This is a genomic window from Streptomyces sp. NBC_00019, assembly GCF_045041015.1.
Taxonomy (GTDB): domain Bacteria; phylum Actinomycetota; class Actinomycetes; order Streptomycetales; family Streptomycetaceae; genus Streptomyces.
Genome location: NZ_CP108302.1, coordinates 4,213,479 through 4,238,237, shown reverse-complemented (window position 1 = coordinate 4,238,237; position 24,759 = coordinate 4,213,479). Strand labels below are relative to the sequence as shown.

Sequence of the window (24,759 nt, the reverse complement as noted above, 5' to 3'; positions counted from 1 at the left end):
CATCTCACTGATTGAGTACGCCCACGAAGAAGCCCACTTGAGGGTCGTCCGGTGTGCCGACGAGCAACGCGCGGTCCAACAGGATGTTGTTGTGCTCGCAGCTCGTCTCCGGGAGCATCACGCAGGCGTGGCAGGCGGCCAGGTTCGTGCCGCTGGTCCCCGACGCCTCGGTCTCCACGCAGAGCGGATCTGAGGAGCACCACTCGGCGCGACGCACCGCCGAGCGGATCGTCCGGTAGAGATGTTCCGGTTCCCCTTGCGCAACGAGGCCACCGAGGCTGCCCGCGGAGTCGCTCGTCGCCGTGTAGACGAGCACGCCGGCCATGTCGTCGGCGGAGTACAGGCGTTCACGCAGAGCAGCGGCAGGGTACCCGGCCTCCAGGCTCCACTCGTTGATGAGCACATGGGCCAGGGTGTGCAGCAGCACCATGCGTGGATTGGCCGGGGACGGTACCGCCTGGCGCAGTTCACCGGCCCGCTGGTCCAACACACGCTGGTGGGCGGTCCGCATTCGCTCGATGCGGGCCGTGACCGCTCCGGCCTTCTCCCAGCCGGCGAGTCGGTCCTCGTCCAGGCGGAGGAACACGCCCTCGCCGCGGACCTCCATGGCCGGGAGCCAGCGCAAGGGGGAGTCCGCGAGCGGCATCTCCTTCGTCTCGGTCGTCGAGTCGGGGTCGGCGAGCCGGGTGAAGGCTTTGAGGGCGCGCACCTCGCGGAGCTTCTTCACGAGCATCGTGCCCGTGACGCCGAGTGGGGCGAGCATGCCGCTGTCACTCAGTGGGGTCTCGCAGACGAACTGCTCGTCGCGCGCGTGCTCGCTCGCGTCGTTGCCCGTGCGGAGGCTCTCGTACTCCTTGACGCGCAGAGCGCGGTAGCGATGGTCGAAGGAGGGCTGTGCATCGACATCGGGATCCTCCTCGCGCTCGGCGGCGAGCAGTGTCATCACCTCGTCCAGCGAGATGGGGCACCCTTCCGGGAACGCTCCGTCGAGATAGTCCTGGATTCGCTCGCGGCTGTCGTGCCTGCTTCGCAACGCGTTCCAGTGCTCCGCCAGCGGATCGGCACGACCGTTGCTCCACGGTGGGATGGAGAGCGCCGACTTCAGCACCGGTTGCCACACCGCCGACGAACCGCGCTGGAGCGTGCGCAGGGCAAGTCCGCACTCCTGGGCCGGAGCGGAGGATCCCAACCACGGTCGGGAACCCTGGCACTTGAGCCCCAGGTCCTTCAGCGCGTTCCGGCGGAAGGAACCCTCCATCGAAACCTCGGGCGCCTGTCCGCAGGTGCACGAGACGAGGATCGATCGGAGCGACGACGTACGCCCGGAGGTGCGCAGCCGGAGCCGGCCTCCGCACTTCCCCGCCGTAGAGGCGCCGCGCTCGGTGGAACGGTGAACCCACTGCCAGTACGGGAACTCCCCGAGATGCCCGTCCTCGCAGGCCACCACGAAGCGGGACGGCACGAGATCGACCTCGCACGTACCGCAGACGCTCCGGCCCGGCGGTGGATTGAAGTCGCGGTGCCGCTGCAGTTCGTTGCACTCGGGACAGGAGTGCATCAGGGGGAAGCGGCGGACGCGCACTCCGTCCTTGCTGTGGTCGTCGGACGCGGGGGGCAGTCGGAAGTGGTCGACGTCGACCAGGCGCTCCAGTCGACGTTCATGGATCCGGGGGGATTCATCGGAGTTCCAGCTCGTGTCTGCGCTGTCCAGGCCGGAGACGACGAAGGACTCGTGGTCCACGGCGATGAGTGATCCGACGCCGTATGTGGTGATCGCCTGTGCACGGCGGACCGTGCCCCGCCGCGGAAGGTTGTGGACCGGTGCGGTGCTGGTGCGGCGACGGCGAGCGGGGGGCGGGGTCATCTGGTTCCCTCCATGAACAGGGCGGACTCGGCGTCCACGTCGCGCAGGCTCCACAGGGTCGGCCATGCCGCGGCGTCCTCGGCCTTGTCGTCGAAGGCTTTCAGGAGCGACGGGGCGCGACTGCCCCTGCGGGGCTCGAAGAGCAGTCCGTTGCGGAGGTCCGACTCGTCGCGCCACCAGTCGACGAACTCGTCGAAGGCCCAGGACACGGCGTCGACCTCCTCGGGGCTGACCTCGCGGACGCGTTGCAGGAGTACCGCCTTGACACGATCTTGCAGTATGTCCACGTAGGACTCGACCCGACCGGCGCCCTCGTTGGGGCGGGCGGCCGGGATCAGGATGCGGGCGAGCGCCACGATCACCGCGTGCAGCCCCCGGTCCCGGGCGCGGGCGGAGAACGGCGTGACGGAGGTCGATTCGACCTCGCGGTAGAGCGCCGAATGGTAGTGCTGGAAACTCTCGTAGTGGGAACGGTCCCTGGAACGGGCCGAGTTGAGCATCACCGCGACCAGGCCGGGGTACGCGCGGCCGACCCGGCTGGTGGCCTGGATGTACTCGGCGGTCGTCTGCGGTTGGCCCATCACGGCCATCAGACCGAGGCGGTCCACGTCGACACCCACCGCGATCATGTTGGTGGCGAGCAGCACGTCCACGGTGTCCTCGTCGGGAAGCCTCTTCTCGATGCCCTTGAGGCGGGTGGGGATCTCGCTGGCGTCGATCCGGCTGGTCAGCTCCGAGTAGTTGGCGACGGGGCGGACCGTCACTCCCTCGCGCTCGGCGAGCAGTTCGAGGTAGGCCACCACGTCGTCATGGACCTGGAGTTCGGCCGCGGAGAGCAGGCGGAGGCTGTTGAAGTAGCCGACCAGACTCCAGTACGCGTCGCGCACCTCGTCGGCGGTCGTCGCCTGTTTGGCCCGGTGAAGCAGTGTCGCGTACGTGCGGATCAACAGGGTGGACTGGCTGGTACCGGGGGCCAGCAGACCGACGTAGCGTCGACTCGCCTTCTCCTCGCGGGGTGTCTCCACGGCGAACCACGAGTCCCGGGCGTCGAGACCGGAGGGCGGGAACTGGCGCACCTCACGGGCGAAGAGACGCCGACCCTGATCAGCGGCGCGACGGATGGTGGCCGTGGAGGCGATCACCTTGGGTCGGTCGGCGAGCGCGTCCACGGCCGTCTCGTACAGGCCGGTGAGCGTCCCCAACGGGCCTGAGATCAGGTGGAGTTCGTCCTGGACGATCAACTCCGGGGGAGGGGTGACGTCGCTCGGGTCGTCGCGGTTGAACAGCGCGGACGTTGCCGGACGCCACGGCATCGACGCGAACTTGTCGACGGTGGCGATCACCAGCGTCGGCCGGGCGGCGTACACCGCCTCGTCGATCAGATGGACGGGCAGCCCGCCGGTGAAGTCGCAGTCCTCCCCGGGGCAACGGACGTGCATCCGCCCGGCTTCTTCGTCGACCGCGTAGTCCCGGGCGTCGAGTCGGGTCCCGCACCAGGGACAGGCGTGCAACTGGACCGGGTTCTCGGTGGCGAGCCGTTTGTCCAGGTTCCCGCGCAGTTCCGTGAGCCGGGCGTCGGCCTCGGCCAGCGTGTTGGGTGTGGCGGAACGCCCCACCCACATGCCGACGGAGAACTCCTCCTGCCCCAACTCCGGTGTGTGCCGCCTTAGTTTCTCCATGGCGCAGAGCAGGATCGCCGCACGCTCGAACTGTTGGAGGGTGAGCAGCCGAAGCGTGTAGCGCATCAGCACGGTGACTCCACCGCCGTCCGCACCCCGGCGGATGCGCCGCAGGAAGGACGTGAGGGCGATCAGCCCCAGATAGGCCTCCGTCTTGCCACCACCGGTGGGGAACCACAGCAGGTCCGAGATCCGACGGTCACGGTGGTCGGGATTCTCGATCCCGGCCAGGCAGAGCAGCACGAACGCGATCTGGAAGGGACGCCAACGGCTGGCCGCAGGGTCGGGGACGCCCACGCGTCCGCCCTTCACCCATGCACTGCGGGCACGCTGGTCCGCCATGGCACGGTTGGCGAGTCGGAACGCCCGCATCAGGTCCGGCTCGGTCCGCAGCAGCCCGATGCCCTCGCGGATCCGGTCGAGCGCCTCCAGACAGGCCGCCACCTGCTCCCGCGCGGGCTGCGCGTGCGTGTCGCCCGCCAGGGCGTCCGTCTCGATCGACTTTCGGTCGATCCAGCGCTCGTATCCCGCGGCGAGGTCCTCCAAGGCGGTCAGAACCTCGGCCTCGGGCTTCTCCGCCAGCCCGAGCATGGACAGCGCCGAGCTGTCGATCTCCGGGTTGGAGTCGGTGAGCAGCACTTCCACGGTCGGTACGAACACGCTCCGGACCTCGGCGACGGCGGCCCGCACGGCATCGGTCATGCCGATCGGCGGAGGGGTCCAGTCCCACTCCGCAGCACAGCCGTGCCCGACCGCGAAGGTCGGGGCATGGCGGTGCAGCAGCCTGCTCGTGGCCATCTCCGGGTCGTGGGCGGCGGACGGCGCGGGACGTTCGACGAACGCGGTGGAGTCGTCGGCGGCCCGGACCGTCAGACCGCACTGGAACAGGGCGAAGGCGTCCTGGAGATCCCGTTCGCCCACTTTCTGTTCGTTGACCAGCGTGACGGTCACCGTGACCGTGCCGGTGGCGGTGTCGCGTCGGCGGACGTTCACCCGGAGCTTGACTTGCCTGTCCTCGTCGAGCGTCTTCCACTTGTCGCTGTCGGGTGTCGTGACGTCGACGGTGAAGTCAGGCAGGTCGAGTTCCTCGCGGCGCCACCGCTCCCGCTGGTCCGTGGTGGTGCGCGCCTCGGCCCGGCCGGCCGAGATCAGGTTTCCGTCGGCGTCGGTGGGTTCGTAGACGGCCGCACGTGTCGAGATCACGATCGAGCCGCTCGGGCCCGGGACGACCGCGAAGGTCAGGCCCATGGAGGAGGGGCGTCGGTCCCCGGCGGCCGCGACCTCCTGCGCGGTGCCGGACTCCTCGACGTCCTCGTGCCGAAGCTGCGGAGCGGTGTCCAGGCCGTCCTGCTCGGCGGCGTTCTCCTCTCGGACCTTCTTCGAGGCCCGCGGATAGAGCACACCGGTCAGATAACGGTCGATGGGCGCGTCCTGTGTGAGGATCTCCGCGCGGTCGTCCGGTGCCGAGTCCGGTGCGGGACCGAGCAGTTCACGGCGGAGCCCCGCCAGGAGTTCCTCGTCACGGACCCGATAGTGCTCGGAGTGCCGACCTGCCCCGTACGTCATGCGCGCTGCTCCTCCTCGATGTCTGCTCGGCGGTACCTGCCGATGCCGGTGATCCGAGGAGCGATCCACACACCTCGCTCGCCGAGTCCCGCGTTGGATCCCGCGGCGGTGCTGCCCGTCACCGTCTCCAAGGTGTCGATCCGCAGGCCGTGGATCTCGTCGGGCCACCAAGGATCCCAGGTGCGGTTGACCTTCTGCACCTGGAACAGCGCCTCGCGGAACCTTTGCGACGCCTCGCCGATCTCCCGCCCGTCGTGCAGCAGGACGTAAGGCGGACTCTGTGCCTGGCCCATCGGCAGGTCGTGACGCTTGCGCAGCGCCACCTCCTGGCCGGGGCGGACCCGCTCCAGCAGGTACGCCTGTGCGGCCACGGCGTCCGTCGCGTGGTCCGGAGGGTCGTCCCGGCAGACGTCGCCCGCCGCGGCGACGATTCCGAACCTGTCGTACGACCGCCACGAGCCCACGTAGAGGCGGCCGTCGTGCCGCCGTCCCGCTCTCCTGAACTGCGGCAGGTCAGGTGGCGTCACGTGGTGCAGGTCCTGGCGGGGGCGCGTCATCGCCACGTACAGGGCGCGTGCCTCGGCAGGGAGGTCCAGCCCGTTCTTGTATCGCTTGTGGAGATCGGCGACGGTCGGCGGGGTCAGGACGATCACCCGGTCGAACTCGAGGCCCTTGGCCCGATGGACTGTCGAGACGACGATCCGCGCGGTCTCCGGATCGGCGGCGTCGTCGGGGAACCGTCCCTCGGCGACTGCGCGGCGCAGCCCGGTCACGTCGAGAACACCACGTCCGGCTCCCCGCGCGACGCGGCGCAGTACCGCCCACACGGCGCCCGCATCCGGCGAGTACGGCAGGGGGATCTCCGCAAGGAGGGAGGCGAACCGGTCCTCGGTGAGCCCGGTCGCCTCCGTGCGACGCAGCAGCTCGGCCACCCAGTACGGCACCGGGCGCTCTTCGAGCGGGCGCCGCAACCGGTGGTCGATGCCGTGGGAGTACAACAGCTCGGAGACCACGAGAGCCTGCTGGTTGTCACGGGTGAGCACGGCGCATGTCTCGGTCAGGTCCCGCAGACCCGCCAGGGTGAACTCGTCATCGAGGGCACCCATCCCGTTCGCCGGATCCAGGAGTAGATCACGCAGCTCGTCGTAGACGACTCCCGCCTCGTCCGGATCGTCGAGCCGCTGGAGGCGGGGCCCGTGCTCCAGCGCGACCCGGGCCTCGGCCGTGGTGGCCCGGAAGTTGCGGGTGAGATGCAGTTCCACCAGGTCGTCGGGGTAGGAACAGCGCAGCCAGTCGAAGAACCGGCCTGTCTCGTCCGCGCGTTCACCGAGATCCTCGATCTGGAACCCGTACACGGACTGGGCGGCGTCCCCGACGACGGTGAATCCGCAGCTGTCCTGGTAGCGGTCGAGGAGCGTCTCCACCAGTTCGCGGCGTGCGCCCAGGAGGTCCTGCACCTCGTCGATCACGACGTGCACGGGCGGGACCGCGTCGCCGATCTCCAGCGCGCCCTTCTCGATCGCCGATGTCGCGGCGGCGATCCGCTCGTCGAAGCCGACCGTTCCCCACTCGCCGTCCGGACGCGACTGGAGGAGCACTTCGTACGCCCACGCGTCGAACGTCCGGGCGCGCACCCGGTGGGCGCGTTCTCCGTGCCGGGAGATCCGCTCGCGCAGTTCCCGGGCCGCCGCCCGGGAGAAGGTGAGGACCAGGATCTCGGCGGCATCGAGGGCCTCGTCCGGATCCTGGTGTCCGCACAGCGCGTCGAGCCGGCGCACCAGGGTATGCGTCTTGCCCGCACCGGCCCCGGCGGTGACCAGGACCCGTGCGTCCCAAGGCTGTTCGACGACGGCCCGCTGCTCGTCGGTGAGCGGGGGACTGTCGAGGTAGGCGTCGGTCACGCGCGGCTCCAGAGGTGCTCGAACTGGGTGAAGGCGAGCTGGGTGTCGAAGTTGGCGATGTTGTCGCTGACGTTGAGGATCAGGCAGGTCGTCTTGCCGCCGTTCTTCGGGCCGCGTAGACCGCGACCGATCATCTGCTGGTAGACGTTGGTGCTGTAGACCGGGCGGGCGACCACCACGACCCGGGTGGCGGGAGCGTCGAACCCCTGGGTCAGGACACCGTAGTTGGTGAGGACGCGGATGCGTCCGGTGCGGAAATCGTCCACACGCCGTCGCCGATCCTGGACGTTGGTGGTCGAGTCCACGGCGGCGGACGCGATCCCCTGGTCGTTCAGCATGGCCGCCAGGTACTTGGCGTGGTCCACGGAGGTGGCGAAGAGCAGGGTCGGCCAGTCCTCCGGAAGTCCCGCCACCTCGTCGACGATACGGCGACTGCGCGCGTGGTCGTCGGCGAGCCGCTGCTCGGCGGCCCGCGAGAGCACCGACATCCGGTCGGCCTGTGCCTTCTCGTCGCGGGTCAGTTCGATCCGACCGCCCTCCAGGGTGCGATGTTCGACCTGCGCGAGCATCCCCCACTCCTGCAGGTCCCGATAGGGATCACCGGACGGGAAGACGCCCTCGTCGAGCCGCCGGTTTCCGAAGCGGCTCACCAGCCTGCGGGTCTCCTCCTCGTTCGTGTTGCGGAACGGGGTGGCCGTCAGCCCGAGCAGGTGTCGCCCGGTCTCGTACTGGGTGAGGCCCAGTCGGGACAGGATCTCGGTGTACCGCTTGGAGATCGCGGTGTGGGCCTCGTCCACGATCACGAGCGAGGCCTCGCGCAGCCACGCGTACTGATCGGTGCCGAGGCACCGCTCCAGCTTGGCGTCCGTGGCGACCACGAGATGCGGGTACTCGACGACATCGCCGGCTTCGTTGCCGCCCCATAGCCTGCTGACGGCCAGCGGGCAGTCCGCGCCGACCTTGCTCCACACGAACTTCCAGCTCTGCACCGCCTGTTCGCACAGCTCCTCGGTCTGCGCGATCCACAGCAGCGGGCCCTTCAGATCGCCGACGCGCTTGACCCAGCGGATCACGGCCTCGGAGGTGACGCGGGTCTTTCCCGCGCCCGTGGGCAGGGAGAGCATGCCGCGCTGCGGCGCCAACCGGTCGAGCATGGTGGTGATGTTGCGGACCAGGTCCTCCTGGTACTCGTGCAGGTGCGGGAAGTCCTGCGGGCCCTGGACGGTCTCGAAGGCCGGAGGCGAAGGGGTCCGCGCACCCGCGAAGGAGACCGGGAGCCGCAGGTCCGACACGAAGGCGACGGCGGTCGCCGAGCCGGTGTAGGAGACCGGCGCGTCGGGGAACCGTGCCTGAATGTCCCTGGCGTGCTGATGGAGCACACCGTCGCCGTGGGCGTTGAACGCCATCTGGGCGATGCGGCGGTCCGAGGGCTCCGCCCCCTCGATCGCCTGCGACTCGGCCTCCAGCAACCCTTCGGGCAGCCCCGCCCGGAGGGCGTCCGCCCCGATCAGCAGCTCGATCTTCGTCACCACGTCCTCGGCCTCGCGCACGGCCTTGCGGGCCGCCTGCATCGCGCTGTCCCGTGCCATCTGTTCCTGGTGCTCCAGCACGGCCCGGCAGCCGGCCGCGCCGAGCCCCAGCCCGAGTTCGCGGTCGATCAGACGCAGCATCGGCTCGGGATCGAGCGGCCCCCGGATCTTGACCAGGTTGTCCTGGCGGACCGCTTCCAGCGGCGAGGCATGGGTGCCGTTGGGGGTGCGGGTGACCTCCTCCAGCTCGGTGCAGCGCTGCACGAGGCTGTTGCGGTTCGTGCTGTTGAGACGCAGTCGCAGACCCGGGTACAGCTCGACCAGCGGCACGGGGTCGCCGTCGACGACTTCCCGGGTCTCACGGCTGATCACGTCGGAGTGGCGGAGCATGCCCCACTTCTCGACCATCAGCTCGGCGCCCCCGGCACTTGGCATCAGCAGGGCCGGAAGCTGTTCGGCGCGCAGGGCCCGGTATTCGACCGTTCCGACGGCGACGGTGATCTCGCCGTCGGGGCGAGTGCCCCAGGCGTCACCGATCCGGCAGCGGGTGAGGGAGTCCTCCGGGAAGTCCGCGCCGACCCTGGTCAGCATCACGTAGGTGGCGCCGACGAACGCATCGTCCTCGCTGTGGGACACCTGGTCGAGGAGTGTTTCCCACCGGTCGCCGGGGACCTCGTCGATCGTGGCGGGGAGCCGCAGCTTGCGGGATTTCTCGGGGGAGAGGTCAGCCACCGCCAGGACGTCGCGGTAGGCCGCCAGCTGCGGTCCGACGGCCTCGCGCAACGGCTTGAGCCCTTGAGAGGTGGCGACGATCCCGTACTTCCGCAGCATCCAGCGAATAGGGGAGACGACGGCCTGTCGTGTCGCGCTCTGCGCACCGATCTGACGGGTCCAGTTGTCCACCACGGCGTCGTCGGGGAGCGCCTTGAGGAAGGCGGCGCGCGACTCCTCGGAGAGCGTGCGGAACAGATGCAGGGGGCCACCGACCGCGGCGCCCTCCACTTTCATCCGGTTCAGCGAGGGACGAGGGGCACGGCTGTCGAGACCGCGCAGATAGGCGGAGTGGACGGCTTCCCGATACTCGTCGAACCAGCCCTCTCCCTCCTTGGGCTGCACGCCTGCGACGGGGCGGTCCCCCAGACCGATCTGTGCGAAGAAGGGCACGTCGTCGGAGTGGAAGGTCATGTCCACGGCGACGGTCGGGTCGCGCCGGGCGTCGACCACCGCGCCGGGCAGCATGCAGTCCTCCAACGGCCGGAACCGCCCGTCGGCGGTCCGCACACGCAGGGTGGAGCGAGGCGTGGTGACCCGTTCCAGAACCTTGTGCCCCAACCTGCGGATCCCGCCCTGACGGAAGAGCTGCCAGAACCGCTCCCACTCCGCTTCCCGGTAGCCGTCGAAGCCCTGGTCCAAGACGCTGACGAAGCGTCCCTCGATGTCGGCTTCGCGGATTCCGAGGACGTTGAGTGCGTGGGCGAGCGACGGGTCCTGCGCGAGCGCGTCGACCACGTACACCGTGGACTCGGGCAGCCCGTCCTGGTCGGCACGGCGGAACACCCGACCGGGCACGGCCGGTACGAGCCCGTGTTCCTCGGTGAGCACGATGTGCGCCCTGCGGGCCTCCACCGCGTGCGCGGAACCGGACTCGACCATGTCCGCGAGGATCCGGATCGCCACCGCGGAGGCCTCGACGCCGCCCGACTCGACCAGAGCCTCCAGCCACGCGCGGACGTCCGACCGGGCATGTCCGGCCGCGTGCAGGATGTGCTCCACCTTTCCGGAGCGCAGGACGTCGGCCTCGACGGCGGGGTGCAGCCAGTCCGAGGGGCGCCCCGGGCATTCGTGCCACATCCGGAGCCAGCCAGTCGTCTTCTTCGGGTCCCTGTCGAAGCGGGGGTGCACGCGCAGCTCGGAGGGCACGCGCAGGACGCCGTCCTGATCGGGGAGGGACGGCCGGGTCGCGACACACGCCCAGATCTCCCGGGTCAGGAACTCGTCCGCCCAGCTGATCGCTTCCTTGGCACGGCCGGGAAGCAGAGGGAGATAGGCGGCGGGGTCCTCGGCGGGGGCCAGGGCGGGGAGCGAGTCGACGACCAGGGCCGCCGCCACACTGATCATCTCCTGGTTGAAGGGGGAGGAGTCGAGGAGGTTCTGCCGATCTTCGTTGGTCTTCCACGCGCCGTTGACGATGCCGCTCAACGACATCTCGTACTTGGTGGGGAAGAAGGACCAGAACGTGCCGCGGCCACGGGTCCGCGGGTTGACGTACAGGCCGCTTTCCGGGTCTTTGCGGAGCGCGGGGACGGCCCAGGAGAGATCGAGGGAGAGCCGGTCGTGGAGCTCCCCGGCGTCCGCGCGGGCCGCCGGGCCGGGCTCGTGGGAGGTGGTGAACACCCGCCAGTCCTCGGAGGCGGTGGCCTTGCCGGTCCGCTCTTCGATCACGGTGCGCAGATCACCGGACTGCCGTGTCGTCAGGACCCGACGGGCCACGGGACGGGGGCGGCGGTCCTCCAGGACGACAGTCGCGACGTGCGGGGAGAAGAGCTGGAAACCGGTGGGGAACTCGTCGCGGGGCAGACCGTGGTCCTTTGCGCGACCTCCGTGCATGTCCTTGCCCAGCCGGTCGTTCGCTCGGGGGAGTAGAGGCAGGCGGACGACGGTGGTCGCCCAGGCCAGCAGCTCATGCAGGACGGAATCGTCGGCCCGCTCGGCCGCCATGTCGAGCGGGCGGGCCATGCGCAGCACGGGCGCGTCGAATTCAGGACCGTATCGGGCTGCCACATCGGGGACGGAACGGATCTGCTCGTACGACCAGGTACGGTCGAAGCCGAAACTTCCGGTGCTGCTGAAGAATTCCGGTGCGTCGGTCACCACGAGGACCGATTTCACCCCGACACCGAATCGTCCGATCTGACCGCCACGCTTTCTCGACATGCTCATCCGGAGGATTGTCTCCGCACCCTCCGGGGTGACCGGGTTTCCTTCATTGGCGCAGTACAGATGGGTCTCCGTGAGGACCACGTGAACTCTTCCGCCAGGCTCGCCGGCGATCTCGTCGGCCGCGTTCTGGACCAGTTCGAAAAGCTGCCGGTCGCCGTATCCACCTTGAGTGATACGGCGTTCTCCATTGGCGTGTTCGGCCACGAGTCCGGGGTCGACGGAATAGGTCTGCAGGACACGGGTGGACTGTTCGATAACGGTTTGGACAACGGAGGGGGGCGACGAGATCGGCATTGCTCATGCACTCCTGTTGATATCAAGGTCCGGAAGGATGAGCGGGAGCGGGGGCCGGCGGCACGATACGCCGGCCCCTCCGCTTCCCGTCTGCCCGCTCGCCAGGTGCCCGACTCCACTCCCAACAGAGAGATGTCGATGCTCTTACCAGCGGATTTGCGATGGAGGCTTCACTCGGAGGTGGGAGGGTCGTCGGTCAGGTCAGAGAAATTTTCGGAGAAGTACTTCTCGGTCGTCTCGAACGTCTGGATTACCCCCTTGACCTCGGTGTCATCCTTCGCCTTCATGATGTTCAACGTAAAACTGCTCAGGTCGCGACCTGCCATCATGAAATCATCGTCGCTCTGTCCGTCCATGAAAGAACAACCCCCGTACTGGTAGGAATCACTTGATTTTTGGGCACGGGGTTGTATTTAGACATGAAACGGCCCCGCAGCCGAGTTGCTTTCTCTGTCGAGATGCTTACTCGAACCACGGTAGCGGGTCCGTTTAGTGTTCCGCCAGCGCCTTGAGTGGATGCTGACCGGCGGCGATTATTGGATTGCTTCAGGCGTGAGAAATCTGATGGTGGACAGAGCTCTGGCCTGGCCGACCGGCTTCTCTTGTGAAGAAGCTGAACGGGGCGGCAATTCCGCCAACTCAAAACCTTATCGGTTGGGCAGGGTGGGCGTCAAGGCTGATTGATCCGGCCCGGACGGGCGCCTTCGGAATGAATTGAAACAGGGGCAATTCGGGGCAATTGTGAACATTTGAATGACTCGGTCAAGTCGTCAGGGTGGGTGTAGCGCGATCAACCGTCAGTTGACAGTCTCCCTTGTGTCAAATTAGCCTCCTGTTCGCCACAGGCGACCCGTCTGCGGCTCCGAGGAAGGAGCAGGTGGCGCGTGGAGACAGGTGAGGAGTTCGGGCCCTGGCTGGCCCGGCAGCTCAAACTCGCGGGCAGGACGCAGGCCGAACTGGCCGAGGAACTACAGCTGACTCGGGCCGCCGTCTCGGCGTGGATCACCGGCAGGTCGACCCCCCGCCCCACGGTCATGGCCGACATCGCCAAGGCGCTCGGCACGGACCTCGGCACGGTGCACACCCGCACCACCGACACCCAGGCTGGTCTGCCGATCACCTGGTACCACCGCCCCGGCTACCCCGACGGCGGGCGTGATCTTGGCAATGCCGCCGCGTTCGCCTTCGACGCCGACGTGCAGGTGCTCGCCCGGGAGACCTGCCAGAACAGCCTCGACGAGCGCCTCACCGAGAACGGGCGACCGGTCAAGGTCCGCTACACCCTGCATGAGCTGACCGGGGAAACGCTCGACGCCTTCCGTGAGGCGATCCTCTGGAACGACCTGTTCCCCCACTACTCCGCCGTCTCCGAAGGCTCGGGCAGCCAGAAAGTCGGCCGGGTCGTGGATGCCGGGGTGCGCGACATGTACGAGAAGGGGCGTCTGCTCCTGCTGCGGATCGATGACTACAACGCTTCGGGACTCATCGGCGACGACTACGGGGACGGCAAGTTCGCCGCGGTGGTCAGACGCCAACTGGAGAGCCTGAAGTCGAGCCAAGGCGCGGGCGGTTCCTACGGCTTGGGCAAGGCGACGCTCTGGGCCACGAGCGCCCTGGGGCTGGTGCTCATCAACTCCACGCTGTCAGTGCCGCACGAGGGACGTACCGAGCGGCGAGTCATCGGACGCCTGGAACTGCCCTGGCGACAGGTCGACGGCAGCGCGTACGCGGGCCCCGCCTGGTTCGGACGCCCGGACCCCGAATCACAGGGGGCCGAGGTCGTCCGCTCGTGGTGGGCGGACGAGGAGACTGTTGACCGTCTGCACCTGACACGCGACAACGACGAGCCCGGCACCTCGTTCCTCGTCGTCGGGGCGCATGATGTCGCCAGCCTCGACGAGAAGGCGTCCGACACCGAGTCCGACGACGTGGACCAGGATGACCACGAGGACACCCGAGATCTCAAGAGGATGCACCGACGCCTGGTCACCGCGTTGGGGCGGGACTTCTGGGCGGCGATGACCGGGGGTGGCAACAGGCTCCCCCTGCTGGAGGTCTCCGTCCGCTCCCTGCGCAACGGCGATGTCGTCGTCCCAGAGGAGCAGGTTGATCCCACTCGCGAACAGCCCTCCCGCACTCGTGCCCTACGGGCGCACTACGAGGGCGCGACCGTGGACCGGCTCACCGAGGCCGGCCAGGTCGCGGCACGCAACGTGCCCTTGAAGCTGCCCCTGTCCGGAGGTGCCCCCGGAACACTGGGCACACACCAGGCGGTCTTGCTGGTCACAGAGGCCATGGGGGACAAAGACGGGGACAAGGATCAGGTGCACTCGCTGCGCGGCAACCGTATGACGGTCAAGAAGGCCGGGGTACCGCGCCTGCCGGTCGGGACCAACCCCTTCCAGGCAGTGCTCCTGGTAGGGGAGGCCGCCGGCGACTCGGTTCCGTTCGCGAAGGAGGCCGAGGAATTCCTGCGCGCGGCCGAACCGCCTGAGCACGACCGGTGGGGCCAGACCGAGGAACTGTCCCTTCGGTGGTCCCCCTCCGCCTTCCGCCGGATCAACGGGCTGACGCACGAGGTCAACAGTGCGGTCAGGGAGATCGTGGCCCGTCCTCGGCGTACGAGCGTCGAGGGAGGGGAAGCTCTGCGCAAGGCGTTGACCGTGCGCACCAAACCCAAGGCCAAGACACCCACCGGGCCAGTGGTCCCGGCGCTGGACGCACTGGACGCGACGGTCGGCGACGCCGGCGAGTGGCAGATCGTCGCCGAGGTCAGCATCCCCAAGGGAGACGAGATCACCCCGATGGTGCCGGTCGCCCAACTGGACGTGCGCTCCGGGGGACGCCCGAGGCTTGAGTGGGCCGAACTCGTCGCGATCGAGGGCTGTGAGGTGCAGGACGGTGTCCTGTACTTCCAGCCCGGCACACGTCGAGCGAAGTTCCGAGGAGACACCGACGTCACCAGCCACCCGGTCAGGACCGCGCTGACCCGTCTCGTCGTCGAACTCCGGGCCGGCAAGGGGGAGTGACACCATGAAGATCTACCCCTACAAGCGTCTGAACCGGCCTGTCTCGCTCAGAGTGACCTCTGTCTCGATCAAGCTTGCCGACGGCACTCGCGACCAGTTGGAGACCACCGCTTACTCGACTCAGCAGCAGACCGTCGCGCTCGGTGTCGCGGGCCACGACGACTGGGTGAGCGCCGTGATCGGCCTGTCGGCGACCCTGCCCCCCGGGGCGAACGCGCCGGACGCGGCATGGTCCGACCTGAAGGTTCTCGCCGTGCTGACCGACGGCGAGACCAACGTCCGGACCTCTGCGCTGCTCGGCCGGGACACGGAGGACGGCCGGGACTGGTCCGGCTCGCTGGAGGTCGTCCGTGACGACCACGCGGGGCGGGCCTCACTGGCCGTCCACGCCGTGGGCACCGTGGACGGCGTGCAAGGACGGGCCGTCGCCGAGACCGACCGGAACTGGATCGTCGACACGGTCTCGGAGGAACCGGTCCGAGGGCTCAGGCTGGACGTTCGGAAGGCTTCGTTCCAGAAGAGTTCCAGGGAGTGGCTCCACGCGTACGCCGACGTGCCCTGGATCGTGGACCCGGCGGCCCGCGTCCCCACCGTGTGGGTCAACACCGACGTCGAAGGCGTCATGGACCTGCTGGACAGTGCCGGGTCGGGAGTAGAGAGCAAGGTGCGCGACCTCCTGGTCGCGCAGATGGCCACAGACGTCTGGACCGCGGTGTTCCACGCCGCCGTGGGCGACCTGGAGGTGGAACCCGGTGGCGGCCCGGTCTTCCCGACCGACTGGCAGGGGGAGGTGCTGCGAGAGATGCTCCCGGACGTGATTCCCGGCGTGCACGTCGAGGAAGCCCTGCGTCAGGTCCACCGCCGGCGCACTGGGGAGTCCGGCTGGCCCGAACTCCAGACCCGCATCCACTACGCGGCGATCCGCCGTGCCGACGCCCAGAAGTCCCTCGGATTCGTCATCCGGGGCCTGGAGCAGATGAACCGGGCAGGTGAGGCATGATCGCCCGACCGAACCATGTACCCGAGCGGCTCGGGCTGCTCGCCGCCTCGGCCATGGACCCGTTCCTCACCGAGCAGTTGATCACCGGCGAACAGGTGCACGGCGGCGTCGATCTGGCGAAGGTCGTCGAGCCGCTGCCCGAGGACGACGCGCGGTGGGCGGTCGAGCCACTCCGCAGCCTGGTCGAGGATGCCATGTTCGAGTTCCGGGAGGACCGCACGCGAGCCGACGCATGGCTCGCCCCCCGGCTCCACGCCACGCTGCGGCTGACACGACGAGAAGCGGCGGACAAACGCCTGTGGAACCACCTCGCCCTCGCCGTCGCCCCCGACTACGTGGCCTGGCGGCACCTTTCGGACGCGACAGCCAACAAGCCGGAGAGGCGTATCGCCCCCGAGCGATTCCGGGGTGCCGCGGACCGGCAATGCTTCTCCCGCCTCTGGTGGGCGGCCGAACTCTTCCGGAACGGAGCGGACTACGGGCCGGTGGAGGTCGCCTGCGGAAACCAGGACCTCATCCACACGATTCTCCGGGTGGAGCTGGTCGACCACCGCCCCACCGCCCAGGCCATCGTCCGTCTGCTGAAGAACGGACAGATCACCACCGGACGTGAGGTCAACGGCCTCAGCGTCGCGATCAACGCGGCCGGAGCGACTCTGATCTACGACGTCCTGGGGTCGGACGAACCCAAGAACCCTGCCCGGATGCGGGACTGGATCGCGGAGGCGGCATTCGCGCCGCCGGTACCGCGACGCCAGCTCCCTCTGGGGCCCGACGAGGATCCCGCACTGGAGGCTTCCGTAGCCGCGCTCACCGCCTACTTCTCGGACCTCTTCGCGACCGCCCCCGTCAGAGGGAGGAAGAGCGCCGACTGACGAGTGCGGCCGGACGCCGCGGCCCGCCGATGGTCGGGGGCGTCGTGGAACGGGGAGGGCTCTGTGTCTCGGGACGCGGGCACCTGTCGGTGCAGGCGTCGGAGGCACCGCAGCCGTGGTTGCGCAACTTGGCCTGCTGGCTCTCCGTTGCCGCCTGCCAGGGCTTGCGCAGGACATCGGCGTCCGGCGTCGGCAGGCCGAGTGCGGCACTCAGCAGGTGCGTACCGAACACGGGCGGTACCGCGTTGCCCACCTGCTGTGCCTGCGCGGTGCCGGACCACGGGTAGTCCGGAGGGAAGCTCTGCAGCATCCCCGCTTCGTTCATGCTGAACCGCGCGCCTTCGCGGACGATGTTCTCGTCGAGGTGCTCGAAGACCACGAAGCGGGAGATGCGTCCGGTGACGGTGGTGGCGGGCTGCCGGTCGGTCCGCACCCCGCGCCGGCCGGGAATCCCGGAACTGCCGTAGTTCGAGCGGACCAGGAAGGGCGTGGCCCGTCCCGGATGCGCGCCCACCGAGTCCTCGAGAGCGTCGCCCATCGATCGCCAAGGCAGCAGGTCGGAGTCGTCCGCCACCTGGGGTTCCTCGTCGAGCGTCGGCTGCCGGGCCTGGTCCGTGTCCTGCTCGCTCTGCCGGTTCCACGCTTTCGCCTCATAGGTGCGGTGAGTGGCTCGCGGGAGCGAGGGCAGACCGAGCCCTGCGCGCCGGGCGATCAGCACCGCGCGGGACCGCGTCTGCGGCACGCCGAAGGTCTCGGTGGAGAGGACTCCGACGGCGACGTCGTACTTGGTGCCGTCGGGCAGACCCGTCTCCTTCAGGACCGTGGCGTAGTGCTCCCAGAGTGCGATGACCGCCGGAACCTGCTCCAGGACGATGACGTCGTAGGGTCGCCCGTCCCGGTTCGGACTCCTGGTCGCCTGGATCGCGTACCGGAGGGGTTCAAGCACCATCGCGGTCCGTGGGTCGCTCAGATTGCTCAGGTCTTTGTCGACGGCCTTGTCGGAGTCGCCTGCCGTCAGCCGCTCGATGTACTTCTTGACCTCGTCCAGGGCCTGGCGTCCGGCTCCCTTCCCTGCCACCGAGTACGTCTGGCACGGCGGGCCACCGGCGAGCACGTTGATCTCCGGCGGCAGGGACTCGAACGCGTCCCGGCGCACAGCGCTTACATCGGCGTGCAGGGTGTCCAGCCCGGCCGCGTACCGCGTGAGGCACGCGCTCTTGTCCCACTCGATACCGAGACTCGGGATGTCGAGAACGTGCCCGGCGACGTCCAGGCCCCCGGGGCCTGCGAAGAGGTCCAGGACATAAGGCTTGTCGAGGATGGACTGCGGGGACGCCGTGCTGGTCATGAGGCGGAAGTGTAGCCGGCCGCGAAGATCATTCTCCCCCGTTCAGGGCTGCCAGTAGAGAGCGGCCCAGAGCGCGGCCGACGGGCGGCGGAGTCGCCTGCCCGACCTGGCGGTACCGGGCGGTCTTCCGACCGGTGATCTCCCACGCCTCGGGGAATCCCTGCAACAGTGCCGCCTGTTCGACTGTGATCTTCACCATGCCGTCCCGGCCGAGTTCCGGATTCCAGTCGAAATCGGGGCCGGGGATCACATCGCCGACGGTGTGTGCGTCCACCCCCATCGTCGCCCATGTGTTCTTGGCCCCGGTCGGGCCCAGATCGGCTCCGCCCCGGTTTCGCGAGCCGCCGACCAGAGTCGGAGCGGGGCGGTCCGCCTGGGCGGTCCAACGGGCAGCGTCCTTCCAGCCACGGGAGGCCATGGAGGCCTCCAGCGCCACGCCGACCGTCATCGGCTCTTGGACGGTGGGCGCCGGCGGCTGGAACGCCCTGGCCCGCTGTCGCTCCACGGCCACCAGCACGCCCAGTCGACGGTTCTGCGGCACACCGAAGTCGACGGCGTTCAGGACGAGCCAGCTGAACTCGTATCCCAGGTGCGCCAGTTCGGCTCGGGCGAAATCACGGAACTGCTGGTACTCGTCCGAGTGGGCGAGACCGGGGACGTTCTCGATGATCACAGCCCGAGGTCTGATCGCATGGACGAGATAGATCGCGGCCTCCAACAACCGCTCCTCCGCCTGCGAATCCGCCCGTCCGACGGTCGCGCTCGACTTGACTCGCGGCAGGCCGGCCGACAGGAGGTCCACATCGTGACTCACGGGGTGCTCAGCCGGATCGAAGTCCAGAAGGTCCGTGTGGAGCACGTTCCACTGCGGCCGGTTGGTCTGCAGAGTGGTGACGGCCGCTTCGTCGTCGTCCAGGAGCAGGCGCGGCTCGAATCCCGCCTGCTCGAGTCCGAGAGCGAGCCCACCCGCCCCTGAGCACACGTCCACTAAGGTCAGGCCACTCATCCTTCTCTCCCCCTCGTTCGCTCTGTACGTCGCTGCTCCACAGCAGCCATCACTCGTGCGGCCATCGCGTCAGGGGCTTCGTGCTCCCAGAAACGCAGCACTGTCCACCCCTGCGCGACCAAGTGCTCGGTCGTCTCTCGATCGCGAGCCATGTTCCGGTCCAGCTTCTTGCGCCACCACTCCGCATTGGCCTTCGGCTGTGTCGCGTGCACCGGGCACCCGTGCCAGAAGCACCCGTCGATCAGGACGGCCACCTTCGCCCGGGTGAACGCCATGTCGAGCCGGCGCCGGGCCATGCCAGGGACCGGGTACTCCACCCGGTAACGCAGGCCTGCCGCGTGGAGCAGGCGTCGCACCGCCAACTCCGCCCCGGTGTCCTTGCTGGCCTGCCGGGACATGCGTGCCGAAACTCCCGGCGACGAAGGTCTCAGATCGTTCAATGCTGTGGCGCCTCGGGGACGTACGTGTCTCGGTCGATGACAACTGCATCCTGCCGGCCCGAGTCGATCGCGCGGAACCGGACCAGCGGGCTGCCCTGTCCCACGGACGACTTAGGTGCGACGAAGGAGAAGGCCATGACGAGGTCACGCGGGTCGATCGTCCTGTCGGTGGGGATCCTGAGCTCCGACTCCACCACCGGATAGAGCATGAGGGCACCGCGCCGGAGGCGCACGAGATCCTCGACCGTCGCGTTCGCGGCCGTCGTGTGGGCACCGGCGATCCGTAGCGCGGCGGCACGATGTTTGGGTTCGCTGATCGCACCGAACAGTGGGCCTCGACGCCGGGTCCGTCGGGCCGGAGTGAACGGTCCGTGCCCTAGGACGCGGGCTCCACGCCGATCGGCAGAGGACTGAAGGGGCGTGATCACACACCAGTCGTCGATCGCCGGCGCCTGCTGGCCCGCTCGCAACAGGAACTCGAGATGCGGTGAGAACTGACTCGGGACGGACCACCGCAGGCCGCACAGGACTTGCATCAGCGCCTCATGGGAGACGGTCCCCACCCGAGCCTCGTATCCGGCGTCGTCGCCGACCGCCAGCCGAACCGGAGTCTGTCCCAGGGCGGCCAACACGGGCTCCCAGGCCTCGGTGTTGTGGGCCAGTTCATCGGAAGCCTCCGGATAGGCCGTGGGTTCCACCCAGGTCCCCGGTGATCGCACTTCCACCAACTCCGCGTTGAACATCTTGTTCCGGGCCGACGGTTTGACCCACGACAGATGCTGGGCCACCAGAGGCGGGATCTGCGCGGGCGTCACCTGAGGTCGGCCATTCACCAACGGTGCGTATCGTGCCAGCTCCTCGCGGAAGAGTTCCTCGTCACGGCAGATGGCTCCGAAGGCCTCGTACAGGTCGACCGTCTTGGCGTTACGACCTCGGCCGAGACTTTCCTCGCGCCCGATGTACAGCCGAACGAGATCCCGGTACCCACGACGGAAACCGAACCACCGCCCCATCTGCATCAGGGTGTCGGCCTGTTGGGTCGTGCGGCGGTAGTACGTGATCGTCAGGCCCTCGACCGTGAAGCCACGGGAGAGCTTGGTACCGCCGACGAGGATCTTCCAGACGTTCGAGGTGCGGTCGAAGTCCAGGTCGGGCTGGTCGTAGTCGCGTTCGCTGTCGCCGTTGACGACGATGACCGGTGTGCCTCCTCTGGCGATGAGCTGATGGGCGCGGGAGACGTACGGCTTGAGGTCCGCGTACGCCGCCGGGGTGGGCAGGGCCTCGTCCGCGTATGTGCGGAAGTCCTTTTCGAAGAGGGAGGCGAGGCGCGTGTGGCCCTCTGTCCCCCTGTACGCCGCGTTGTGCCACATCGCGCTGATGCGCAGGGCGAGCGCGGTGTGTTCGGCCATCCTGACCGACTCGTGCACCAACATGGTGTGGTGGCGGAACGGTCCTTCGGGGACGCCGTGGTCGATGCGGTAGAGCTTGAGGGCGCCGGTGAGCACAAAGGCGTCCATGGCCTCTTGGAGGCGGTCACCGGTGGAGTCGTAGATGCCGCGTACGTGTGTTGCCTCGGCCTGCCCCGGCCCCTCGTCGTTCAGGTCGTGGAAGTCCTGTACGCCCATGTAGTCCGCCGGACGAGGAAGCGAGATGAGGAAGTCGCGGGGGAAGATGTCTTCTTCGTCACCAGGGTCGACGAAGACATTGGCGAAGGGAGTCGCGGTATACCCCACGTACTGCGCTCGTGGGAGGAGTTTCAGAAGCTGGGAGATCAACCCGTTGATCGCGGTGCGGTCGGTGTTGCCGCCTTCCCACTTCTTCGGGTCGAGCGTGTTCACGGAAGCCTGATCGGACTCGTCGTCGATGATCAGGGCAGGGAGCTCGCCGAGCAATCCGTGGATCTGCTTGAGGTCCTTGACGAGTCCGGTGAGGACCGACTTGTTCTTCTTCACCACCAGGATCCGGGCCGCCGAGTGATGGAGGTTCACCGGGTCATGCAACGGGCGAGTGACCGCACGCTTCTCGAACTCCAGGGCCCGAATGCCCTGAGCGAGACCTTTGTAGTCCTTGTCCCGGGTCGTCAGCCGCTCGATGTCGAACGCGCCCAGAGACGAGGGACGACCTCCGTGTTGGACGAAGTCGGGCCAGTCGGCGTCGTCGTCGCTGACGTAGTCGATGCCGACGAGGGAGTCCAGGTCGGTGATGTCCGCACCCCGCAGGATGTTCTCCTGGCCGATCAGCTCCATGTCGAGGCGGCGTTGAGTCTGTGCGCGCAGGAGGTTGAGGGTTCCGCCGAGCACGATGACGAGGCGATAGCCGACGTCGATCGCCTTCGCGGCCACTCCGGTGAAGTTCGCTGTCTTGCCTGACTGGACGTAGCCCACCACCAGGCCCTTCGCCTGCCGGGCTGCGGGCTGTTCGGGGTCGGTGAGGCGTTCGACGACTGCTCGGCTCGCCTCGTCCAGGCTGGCGATTGCAGCGTCGGACCAGCCCTTGGCGCGGAGCTTCCCTTCGTACGACGTCCAGTAGAAGGAGCGGGCCGTCACTCGCTCCGGGGTGTACCAGGGGGTGAACTCGCGGGTGATCACCGTGGGGCCGGGAAGCTTCGCCACGGGAACGGCGTTGTCCAGCGCCTTCCGTAGATCGCTGCCGAACTTGAGCCGGTCGTACACGACCGACCGCCGTTCGTCGGAGCGGGCCGGAGTGCCGAGCGCCCACTCCGTCCCATCCGCGAAGTCCCATGAAGTCAAGTGACGGCTCCAGAGAGTCGCCAACGCCTCGTTGCTACCGACCAAGCCCTCGTGGAAGCGCTCTTCGCTGAGGTCGGATTCCGGGTGGACTTCGTCGGCGGCCAGTGCGGCCCAGCGTGCGAAATGCCGAGGGACATTGCCCATGCCCGCCAGCGCGGACGCATGGATGTCCAGAAGGACGTCGGCAGGTGTGTAGCTCATGTGCGGACCTCGATCAGCGGTCAGGAGAGCGTTTCGGTGCGCCATGCGCGATGCGCCTCTGCTGAGGCCAGGAGAATAGTGTTCCAGTAGTCCACACGGTCTTGTCGGCTGCGCTCCCAGCGGCCGAGCCCGAAACAGTCCTCAAGAAGCAGGTACAGCAGGGTCTTTGTGACGGGATTGTCGTTGGACCCGGCGCGCTTGCCGTCGTTGAAGTCCTCGCGGAAGTCCTTGTTGAGGATGACGGTGTTGTTCTCCCGGTCCAGGTCGAAGAACCGATCGCCGGGGAGAGCTCCCCAGCTGAACGTGATGGGTTCCTCGCCCGTCTTCTCCGGAAGTTCCTCCTTGATGACACGCTTGACCTTCGGATCAAGTCCCTTGCCCGGCGGGGTGACCGGTTTCCGGACGACTTCCGTGCGTCTCGAACCGTCCCGATAGGCGGCCTCGGCGTCGCTGAGGTACTGGCGGAATGTGTTTCCGGCGGAATCCGAGGCCTTGTCCACGCCGAGAGTGAAGGCCGGAGTCACCGAGACCTTTTCCTTCTTCACGTCGAGACTCAGGACACTGTTCTGGTGCGAAGGGAGGTTCACGGCTACCCGGGCCAGTACGTGATGCCCTTCGGGGTTGCGCAGGCCGTTCCAGCCTCCCGCTTGAACGAGGCGGTCATTTCGGTAGAAGTAGAAACCTTGGCGCTCAGTGAGCGCACCGATCTGCCGGAATCCCGCCTGTTTCGATTTCGCCGGCCAGATGTGGGCGGTCAGGCTCATGTCCCCGATGCCCTCCACGGGTGCTGTGAACTGCCTCGGATACCCCTTCTTCCCGGGAACCTTGTACCCGAAGGGATCAAGTGCTTCCACAGCGATGTGGTCCACCTCTTCACCGAGCTCGTTCGCGCTGCTGCTCACGTCCCATACGGCGATGTCCAGCTGGAGGCCGTGTTGCAGGAAGCGGTGCAGGTAGAGGCCGAGGTGGTTCTCCAGACGGGAGATCGCCTTCGACAGAAACTGGTCGCTCTGCCCAGGTGCCACTGTTTCGAAGGCGCGTACCTGGTCCCAACGTACGACTGTGCCGTGCCACTCGATGACGCCGTCATAGCGGTCGACGAGATCCTGCGCGTAGCGAGGGTCGACGGTGTCGCAGCGGAAGGCGTCCTCGATTCCCTCCGCGGTGAGACGGCGGCCGGTGGCACGGCTGCGCTTCGTGCGGCTCACCACGGTCAGGGAGGAAGCATGCGAGAGCGACGCGGACTTCAAGCCGGTGCCGTACATGCCGAGGGCGTTGTCGCCGTAGGCACGCCGCCGCCCGACCGTCATCGCGTCATCAAGCCCGGCCTCGTCCATTCCCTTGCCGTTGTCGATGATCAGCAGCGTCAGAATCCGCTCGGCGTCACGCAGGAAGTGCACGACGATCTTGTCTGCGCCCGCGTCGATCGAGTTGTCGATCAGGTCCGCCACGGCGACCTCGAAGCCGTACCCCTGGTTGGTCAGTGCTCTGCCGTAGCCGGCGTCTGGCGGCAGATGCGTGCTGCCGGTCGTGGGGACGTCGTACTGCCAGACGGTGCCGGGCTCGTAGGGCATCGATTCCTCAAAATGCACAGGTCAGGGCCACCCCGAAGACGTTAGCCCTTCAGATCGGACGGTGAATGTGACCGTACTGCAAAGGTGGGACATAGGAGGAGGTGGAACGTTGAAGTGGGCCGATAAGCCCCTTATCTGTCTTGGGTGGGTGATGGGGAGCGCGGGCTGCGTGGATTGCAGGGTGTTGCTCCGGGATCGGCCCACGCGCGACGTGCGGACGCCTCTCTCGTTGGCGCCGTTGGGTCGCCCGCTTCTTTGCAGTGTCGTGCTTCCGCAGCCCGCCTCAAGGGCGCTTCGCGTCGCCTTCGGCGATGGCCCTCCGGGCCACCCTTGACCCGGGCCGCTCCAGCACGGGTTAGAAGCGAGCGGGCGGCCCGGAAAGACGGTGGCCCTAGGTGGGGGCGATTCGGGTCCGCTGGATTGCGGGTCGGCGTTGTGGGGGCGCGGTCTCGCCTCGCCAGCACGCCGGGTGGGCTCAGCGGCTTGCGGTCGGTGGGTGGGGTGTGTCGGCAGGGTGGTTTCAGCGGCTGGCGACTCTGGGTCGGATTGGTCGTTCGAGGATGATTCACTCATTCGAGGACAGGTTTGACCTGGATGTATCACTCTGAGTAAGCGATAATGGGAGTGTCGATCCGCACTGGGGAGTGGGGATTTCGACGCGGTGTTGTCGATGGTCTGGGGGGTGAGCGCCGTGTCCTTGATCGAGCCGACGAGTTTTGCTTGCGAGTGGTCGGCAGCAGCTGTTGCGACCCGCCGGGGCGAG

At 67.9% G+C, this 24,759-nt stretch carries 14 protein-coding genes; 4 read left to right on the top strand and 10 right to left on the bottom strand.

Annotated elements, in window-relative coordinates; all coding sequences use genetic code 11:
• Positions 1 to 4: 4 nt before the first annotated feature.
• From drmB to OHU89_RS19905, 5 genes are all read right to left on the bottom strand, one after another.
• Positions 5 to 1,864 (bottom strand): DrmB family protein, encoded by a 1,860-nt coding sequence (drmB, locus tag OHU89_RS19925; protein ID WP_405644683.1) that lies wholly within the window; start codon positions 1,862 to 1,864, stop codon positions 5 to 7.
• Positions 1,861 to 5,109: a helicase-related protein gene (locus OHU89_RS19920; RefSeq protein WP_405644681.1), complete on the bottom strand. Its 3,249-nt coding sequence runs from the start codon at positions 5,107 to 5,109 to the stop codon at positions 1,861 to 1,863. The genes drmB and OHU89_RS19920 overlap by 4 nt, the downstream gene beginning before the upstream one ends.
• Positions 5,106 to 7,010, bottom strand: coding sequence for a UvrD-helicase domain-containing protein (locus OHU89_RS19915; protein ID WP_405644679.1), 1,905 nt, complete (start codon positions 7,008 to 7,010; stop codon positions 5,106 to 5,108). The genes OHU89_RS19920 and OHU89_RS19915 overlap by 4 nt, the downstream gene beginning before the upstream one ends.
• Complete coding sequence (locus tag OHU89_RS19910; protein ID WP_405644677.1) at positions 7,007 to 11,773, bottom strand: DEAD/DEAH box helicase; 4,767 nt, start codon at positions 11,771 to 11,773, stop codon at positions 7,007 to 7,009. Before OHU89_RS19910 ends, OHU89_RS19915 begins: the two co-directional genes overlap by 4 nt.
• A gap of 170 nt (positions 11,774 to 11,943) precedes the next feature.
• Positions 11,944 to 12,129, bottom strand: a complete 186-nt coding sequence (locus tag OHU89_RS19905) for a hypothetical protein (RefSeq protein ID WP_405644675.1) — start codon at positions 12,127 to 12,129, stop codon at positions 11,944 to 11,946.
• Between the two features lie 136 nt (positions 12,130 to 12,265).
• On the opposite strand from OHU89_RS19905, the gene OHU89_RS19900 reads away from it, so the two are divergent.
• From OHU89_RS19900 to OHU89_RS19885, 4 genes are all read left to right on the top strand, one after another.
• Entirely contained in the window at positions 12,266 to 12,457 is a 192-nt protein-coding gene (locus OHU89_RS19900) for a hypothetical protein (RefSeq protein ID WP_405644674.1), read from the top strand.
• Positions 12,458 to 12,657: 200 nt separating this feature from the next.
• Positions 12,658 to 14,802, top strand: coding sequence for a helix-turn-helix domain-containing protein (locus tag OHU89_RS19895; RefSeq protein WP_405644672.1), 2,145 nt, complete (start codon positions 12,658 to 12,660; stop codon positions 14,800 to 14,802).
• 4 nt (positions 14,803 to 14,806) lie between these two features.
• The gene (locus OHU89_RS19890) at positions 14,807 to 15,802 is read left to right on the top strand and encodes a hypothetical protein (RefSeq protein WP_405644671.1); all 996 of its coding nucleotides are present in this window, start codon (positions 14,807 to 14,809) and stop codon (positions 15,800 to 15,802) included.
• Positions 15,799 to 16,677: a DUF6339 family protein gene (locus OHU89_RS19885; protein WP_405644669.1), complete on the top strand. Its 879-nt coding sequence runs from the start codon at positions 15,799 to 15,801 to the stop codon at positions 16,675 to 16,677. Before OHU89_RS19890 ends, OHU89_RS19885 begins: the two co-directional genes overlap by 4 nt.
• On the opposite strand, the gene OHU89_RS19880 is transcribed toward OHU89_RS19885, so the two are convergent.
• The 5 genes from OHU89_RS19880 to OHU89_RS19860 are packed head-to-tail and all read right to left on the bottom strand — an operon-like array spanning position 16,652 to position 23,996.
• Positions 16,652 to 18,025: a DNA cytosine methyltransferase gene (locus OHU89_RS19880; protein WP_405644667.1), complete on the bottom strand. Its 1,374-nt coding sequence runs from the start codon at positions 18,023 to 18,025 to the stop codon at positions 16,652 to 16,654. The two genes, OHU89_RS19885 and OHU89_RS19880, sit on opposite strands and share 26 nt — an antisense overlap.
• Positions 18,026 to 18,053: 28 nt before the next feature.
• On the bottom strand, positions 18,054 to 19,031 hold the full coding sequence (locus OHU89_RS19875; RefSeq protein WP_405644665.1) for a DNA cytosine methyltransferase: 978 nt from the start codon (positions 19,029 to 19,031) through the stop codon (positions 18,054 to 18,056).
• Entirely contained in the window at positions 19,028 to 19,429 is a 402-nt protein-coding gene (locus tag OHU89_RS19870) for a very short patch repair endonuclease (RefSeq protein WP_405644663.1), read from the bottom strand. The genes OHU89_RS19875 and OHU89_RS19870 overlap by 4 nt, the downstream gene beginning before the upstream one ends.
• A gap of 38 nt (positions 19,430 to 19,467) precedes the next feature.
• Positions 19,468 to 22,422, bottom strand: a complete 2,955-nt coding sequence (locus OHU89_RS19865; protein ID WP_405644661.1) for a Z1 domain-containing protein — start codon at positions 22,420 to 22,422, stop codon at positions 19,468 to 19,470.
• A gap of 20 nt (positions 22,423 to 22,442) precedes the next feature.
• Positions 22,443 to 23,996: an ATP-binding protein gene (locus OHU89_RS19860; protein ID WP_405644659.1), complete on the bottom strand. Its 1,554-nt coding sequence runs from the start codon at positions 23,994 to 23,996 to the stop codon at positions 22,443 to 22,445.
• Positions 23,997 to 24,759 lie beyond the last annotated feature (763 nt).

Excerpts from the sequence above, each read along its gene's own strand:
- drmB (WP_405644683.1), bottom strand. The coding sequence starts at position 1,864 with ATGACCCCGCCCCCCGCTCGCCGTCGCCGCACCAGCACCGCACCGGTC.
- OHU89_RS19920 (WP_405644681.1), bottom strand. The coding sequence starts at position 5,109 with ATGACGTACGGGGCAGGTCGGCACTCCGAGCACTATCGGGTCCGTGAC.
- OHU89_RS19910 (WP_405644677.1), bottom strand. The coding sequence starts at position 11,773 with ATGCCGATCTCGTCGCCCCCCTCCGTTGTCCAAACCGTTATCGAACAG.
- OHU89_RS19905 (WP_405644675.1), bottom strand. The coding sequence starts at position 12,129 with ATGGACGGACAGAGCGACGATGATTTCATGATGGCAGGTCGCGACCTG.
- OHU89_RS19890 (WP_405644671.1), top strand. The coding sequence starts at position 14,807 with ATGAAGATCTACCCCTACAAGCGTCTGAACCGGCCTGTCTCGCTCAGA.
- OHU89_RS19885 (WP_405644669.1), top strand. The coding sequence starts at position 15,799 with ATGATCGCCCGACCGAACCATGTACCCGAGCGGCTCGGGCTGCTCGCC.
- OHU89_RS19880 (WP_405644667.1), bottom strand. The coding sequence starts at position 18,025 with ATGACCAGCACGGCGTCCCCGCAGTCCATCCTCGACAAGCCTTATGTC.
- OHU89_RS19875 (WP_405644665.1), bottom strand. The coding sequence starts at position 19,031 with ATGAGTGGCCTGACCTTAGTGGACGTGTGCTCAGGGGCGGGTGGGCTC.
- OHU89_RS19870 (WP_405644663.1), bottom strand. The coding sequence starts at position 19,429 with ATGTCCCGGCAGGCCAGCAAGGACACCGGGGCGGAGTTGGCGGTGCGA.
- OHU89_RS19865 (WP_405644661.1), bottom strand. The coding sequence starts at position 22,422 with ATGAGCTACACACCTGCCGACGTCCTTCTGGACATCCATGCGTCCGCG.
- OHU89_RS19860 (WP_405644659.1), bottom strand. The coding sequence starts at position 23,996 with ATGCCCTACGAGCCCGGCACCGTCTGGCAGTACGACGTCCCCACGACC.